At 68.1% G+C, this 5,393-nt stretch carries 4 protein-coding genes and 2 pseudogenes; all 6 read left to right on the forward strand.

Annotated elements, in window-relative coordinates; translation table 11 throughout:
• Positions 1–262: 262 nt before the first annotated feature.
• Positions 263–925, forward strand: a pseudogene (locus tag MD221_RS17695) (SpvB/TcaC N-terminal domain-containing protein); the annotation flags it as partial.
• 673 nt (positions 926–1,598) lie between these two features.
• Positions 1,599–1,703: pseudogene (locus MD221_RS17700) on the forward strand (hypothetical protein); the annotation flags it as partial.
• Positions 1,704–1,989: 286 nt separating this feature from the next.
• Positions 1,990–2,925 carry an FG-GAP repeat domain-containing protein gene (locus MD221_RS17310; protein WP_425602302.1) on the forward strand — a complete coding sequence of 312 codons (936 nt, stop codon included), beginning with the start codon at positions 1,990–1,992 and terminating at the stop codon, positions 2,923–2,925.
• A 473-nt stretch (positions 2,926–3,398) separates the two neighbouring features.
• Positions 3,399–4,115: an FG-GAP repeat domain-containing protein gene (locus MD221_RS17315; RefSeq protein ID WP_425602303.1), complete on the forward strand. Its 717-nt coding sequence runs from the start codon at positions 3,399–3,401 to the stop codon at positions 4,113–4,115.
• Positions 4,112–4,381, forward strand: a complete 270-nt coding sequence (locus tag MD221_RS17320; RefSeq protein ID WP_242113398.1) for a hypothetical protein — start codon at positions 4,112–4,114, stop codon at positions 4,379–4,381. Before MD221_RS17315 ends, MD221_RS17320 begins: the two co-directional genes overlap by 4 nt.
• The coding region (locus tag MD221_RS17325; RefSeq protein ID WP_242113399.1) for a toxin TcdB middle/N-terminal domain-containing protein at positions 4,378–5,393 on the forward strand (1,016 nt) is incomplete at its 3' end. The genes MD221_RS17320 and MD221_RS17325, both read left to right, overlap by 4 nt.

The raw sequence follows: 5,393 nt of genomic DNA on the forward strand, positions 1-5,393 counted from the left end.
GGGCGGGGTCATGAGGTTCTGGCAGGCAGGACTGCAAGACCGGGCGATCAGGAACGGGGGGAACCGATCCGCGATCGACGAGGGGTGCAGGGGCGAAGGCGAGCCGCCGGCGTAGGCCGGTGGCCATGGGGATCGGGACATGAAGAAGAGTGTGCGCGGAACGCTGGCCGCCGGCCTGTTCGTGACGGTGGCGGCATGCCTGTTGGCGCCGCTGGGCGGGATCGTGGTGAAGTCGCTGGCGCAGGAGTTCGGCGCGGCGCCGATGGCGGCGGCGGCGATCGCGGCCGACACGGCCTCGGACAAGGTCGGGGCGACGGCGGCCGAGTTCCGGGTGGACGAGTCGGGGGCGGCGACGTATTCGATCCCGCTGTACACGGTGCCGGGCACGGCGGGGGTATCGCCGAAGCTGAGCCTGAACTATTCCAGCCAGGGCGGCTACGGCCCGCTGGGCAAGGGCTGGTCGGTGGGCGGGCTGTCCTCGATCACGCGCTGCCGGCGCACGCGCGAGGCGGGCGACAGCCTGGTGTATGCCACGCCGGTGGACGACATCTATCCGCGCCCGGTGAACTTCACCGAGGGCGACCGCTACTGCCTGGACGGGCAGCGCCTGGTGCCGGCGGCGGCGGGCAGCGCGGCGTGCCCGGCGGTGGGCGGGATGGGGGTGCAGACGCTGCACACCGAGATCCAGTCCTTCCAGCGGGTGTGCGCATATACCCCGAGCGGGGGCGCCAACGGCCCGGCCTTCTTCACGGTGGCACGCAAGGACGGCTCGACCAGCTGGTACGGGGACCGCGACAACAACGCGACCGCGAACCGGGCCGACGGCTACTTCGAGACGACCTCGGCGCTGAACCCGAACGCGGCGCTGTCGTGGGCGCAGACGCGCTTCCAGGACTCGACCGGCAACTACATCGACTACCTGTATGACGAGAACCCGGCCGGCGCCGGTCAGGGCGAGCACCTGCTCAAGCAGGTGAACTTCACCGGCAAGACGGTGCTGGCGGGGCAGGCGGGCACGGCGCAGGCGGCGTACGCGAAGATCGTGTTCAACTACTCGGCGCGGGCCCAGGACAAGTGGGCCAGGAACTACGCCTCGGGCGGACTGCTGGTGCAGAGCCGGCGGCTGGAGAGCGTGACCTCGTGCGCGAACAGCGCGTGCGATGCGCCGAACCAGGCGCGGTTCTACCAATTGAGCTACGCCGCCAGCGCGTCGGGCAGCGGGCTGGAGACGCTGACCGGCGTGCAGGAATGCCGTGACAGCACCAAGGCGGTGTGCCTGCCGGCGACGACGTTCGCCTGGAGCCAGGGCAAGTACGAGTTCGCCACGAAGGAATATCCGACCGACCTGCCGGCCGGCCGCCTGTCGGACTACGAAAGCCTGAAGATGGCCGATGTGGACGGCGATGGCCGCCTGGACATCGTCTACCTGCAGGATGCCAGCAATCCGTTCCAGACGCCCGGCGCCTGCGATACCGAGAATGTCTTCGTGTTCTTCGCGGTCCTGGACGGCAACGGCAATCCGCAGTTCACGCCGAGTCCGGGCATCTGCACGGCGGTGGAGATGGTCTCGGGCGAGAACCGGGACAAGGGGCCGGGCGATGGCAGCTGGCACCTGTTCGACTACAACGGCGATNAGCGTGGCCGACTACGAGAGCTTCAAGCTGGCCGATGTGGACGGCGATGGTCGCCTGGACATCGTCTACCTGAAGGACGGCAGCGGCTCTCCCTGCGACACCGAGTACGTCATCGTGTTCTTCGCCGTCCTGGACGGCAACGGCAATCCGCAGTTCACGCCGAGTCCGGGCATCTGCACGGCGGCGGAGATGGTCTCGGGCGAGAACCGGGACCTGGGGCCGGGCGATGGCAGCTGGCACCTGTTCGACTACAACGGCGATGGCCGGGACGACCTGTTCATCCAGGGACCCAATGGCGCCTGGGCGCTGTATCCCTCGCTGGGCCGCAATGGCGGCGGNCTGCACGGCGGCGGAGATGGTCTCGGGCGAGAACCGGGACCTGGGGCCGGGCGATGGCAGCTGGCACCTGTTCGACTACAACGGCGATGGCCGGGACGACCTGTTCATCCAGGGACCCAATGGCGCCTGGGCGCTGTATCCCTCGCTGGGCCGCAACGGCGGCGGCGCGGCGTTCGACGCCGGCCAGAACCTGATCGCGAGCCTGTCGCCGGCGATTCCGAACAGCAGCGTGCGCGGCGACCAGCCGCAGCAGGCGGACTTGAACGGCGACGGTTTGACGGACATCGTCTACCCGCGCGGCGGCGCGCTGCGTGCGCGCCTCATGGAGCGGGTCGGGAACGGCTTCGCCTGGGGGGGCGAGCGGACGGTGACGTTCAAGGCGGGATCGCTGGGCGGATGCGTGGACGTGGAGTGTGAAGTCAGTCTTGGCGGGACACCCTTCACCAAGACCGGATTCATCCAGAAGACGGATTTCAACGGTGACGCGGCCTCGGATCTGCTGGTCTCGGTGACGACGCGCTTCCAGTGCGAGGAGCCGCCGGATCCGACAAACCCATGCATGAGCATGGTGCAAAGCAATCTGTACGCGATGGGCGTCGAGACGCTGACGGCCACGGAGGTGGTGCTCTCCTCCTATGACATGGTGTATCTCGGACCCGGGCGCTACTACAAGACCGGACGCCCCGCGCCCTACGAAGTCCATGCCGTGAGCTTCGGCGACGTCAACGGCGACGGCTTGACGGATGTGTTCTATCGCGCCTATGGCGGCGGGGACTGGAATTACAGGATCAACACCGGAACCGGATTCCAGCCGCCTGTGGCGGTGCCGATGCAGGACTATCTGGACCAGGTGCAGTTTGCCGATGCCAACGGCGACGGCCGCACGGATGTCCTGCACCTGGGCTACACCAGCNTGGCGGCGGGGTCGCGTTCGACGCCAACCAGAACCTGATCGCGAGCCTGTCGCCGGCGATCCCGAACCTGGGCTGGAAGGGCGATCAGCCGCAGCAGGCGGATCTGAACGGCGACGGCCTGACGGACGTCGTCTATCCGCGCGATGGCGCGCTGCGCGCGCGGATCATGGAACGCCAAGGCAACGGCTTCGCGTGGGGGGCGGAGCGGACGATCTCCGTGCGCCAATCCTCGCTGCCGCCGTTGCCTTATGGCTGCGGCGACGAGTGGATGTGCACCCGCACGATCAGCGGGACGCCGACGACCAAGACCGGATACTCCCAGAAGACCGATTACAACGGCGATGCATCTTCCGATCTGTCGATCGGCATCAGCACGCGCATGGTGTACGACTGCGGCAATACGCTGCGGGCCGGCACGGCGTCGATGGCGAGCGTGACGGCGGGGCAGGACGGGGGGAGCGTGGTGCTGCCCTACGAAAGCACGGCGCCGAAGCCGGGCCTGGTGCAGCCGATGAGCGAGCCTGGCCAGTGCCAGGTCGACAACTCGGTCAGGTCGGAGTTGCGGGCGCTGGTGGTCGAGTCGGTGACCGACCAGGTCGAGGTCGGCGTTTATGGCGACGCGATCTCGGGCAACACCATCACCTATCGATACGGCAGCCCCGCCGCGCCGGAACCGATCTATGCGATCGATTTTGGCGATGCGAACGGCGATGGACTGACGGATGTCTTCTATCGTCCCAACAGCGGCAGCGGCTGGTCCTACAGGATCAATACCGGCACGGGCCTGCAGGGGGGCGTGGCGGTGTCGCTGCAGGACTACCTGGACCAGGTGCGCTTTGCCGACGTCAACGGCGACGGCCGCACGGATGTCCTGCACCTGGGCTACACCAGCGACTACAAGACCTACCGGGTGCGCTACGCGCTGCCCTCGGGCGGATACGCCGCCGAGACGGCGCTGCCGGGCGACAATGCGCGCATCTGCGAAGGCGGCAACTGCGAGGAAGGCCAGAAGGCGCCGATATTCGCCGACTTCGACGGCGACGGGAACCTGNCGACTACAAGACCTACCGGGTACGCTACGCGCTGCCCTCGGGCGGATACGCCGCCGAGACGGCGCTGCCGGGCGACAATGCGCGCATCTGCGAAGGCGGCAACTGCGAGGAAGGCCAGAAGGCGCCGATATTCGCCGACTTCGACGGCGACGGGAACCTGGACTTCCTGTCGCTGAAGTTCGAGAACAACCCGGACCTGTTCCTCTCGCGGGCGGGTGCGGCCAGTCGCTTCGTGCCGCGCGATGTGATCACCCAGATCACCAACGGCCTGGGCGCGGTGACGCAGCTGGGCTACGCGCCGCTGACCAACAAGGACGTATACCGGCGCGGCAGCATGCTGTACGGCCTGAACTACGGCCGCGGCTCGCCGGTGCTGGACTTCCTGNNNCGCCGATATTCGCCGACTTCGACGGCGACGGGAACCTGGACTTCCTGTCGCTGAAGTTCGAGAACAACCCGGACCTGTTCCTCTCGCGGGCGGGTGCGGCCAGTCGCTTCGTGCCGCGCGATGTGATCACCCAGATCACCAACGGCCTGGGCGCGGTGACGCAGCTGGGCTACGCGCCGCTGACCAACAAGGACGTATACCGGCGCGGCAGCATGCTGTACGGCCTGAACTACGGCCGCGGCTCGCCGGTGCTGGACTTCCTGGCCCCGACCTACGTGGTGTTCAAGGCCTCCAGCAGCGCGCCGCAGGCGGGCAACCCGAACGCGATGGCCTCGGTGTACTACCGCTACGCCAGCGCGCGCATGCAGGGCGGCGGGCGCGGCTTCCTGGGCTACCGCCAGATCGACACCTTCGATCCCAACCACGGCAACAGCTACATCGTCACCTCGACCACCTACGCGCAGAACTTCCCCTACGCGGGCATGCCCGAGGCGACGGTGAAGCAGGTGGTGGGGTCGGCCTACCAGGTGCCGCCGTGCCTGTCGGGCCCGATGACCGAGGGCTGCTACGCCACCCCGGGCCACGCCTTCTCGCCGATCGCCGGCTCGATGTTCTCCAACAGCGTGCAGCAGTACGAGTCGGACACCGAGATCGGCAGCGGCGCGACCACCGCCTTCGCCCCCGGGGTGCAGGCGCCGGTGCAGGTGCGCACGATGGGCACGCAGGAGATCCTGCGCGATCCGTTCGCGAACGTGCAGACCAGCAAGGTGGCGACCTCGTTCGACTACGGCGCCTACGGCAACGTCAGCGCCACCTCGGTGGACACCTACTCGGGCACGGCGACCTCGCCGATGTCCACCGTGAGCACGGTGCACAGCTACAACGACACGCCGGCGAGCTGGCTGCTGGGCCGGCTGACGGCAAGCACGGTCACTCACCAGCGCAGCGGACGCACGGATGTCGTGCGCAAGAGCGGCTTCAGCTATGCCCCGACCACTGGCCTCCTGACCCAGGAACGCGCAGGCGCCGAGGCCGGCGCGGACCAGGAGTCGCTGAAGGTCTACGG

This window comes from Luteimonas aquatica, assembly GCF_022662575.1.
In the GTDB taxonomy this organism is placed as follows: domain Bacteria; phylum Pseudomonadota; class Gammaproteobacteria; order Xanthomonadales; family Xanthomonadaceae; genus Luteimonas; species Luteimonas aquatica.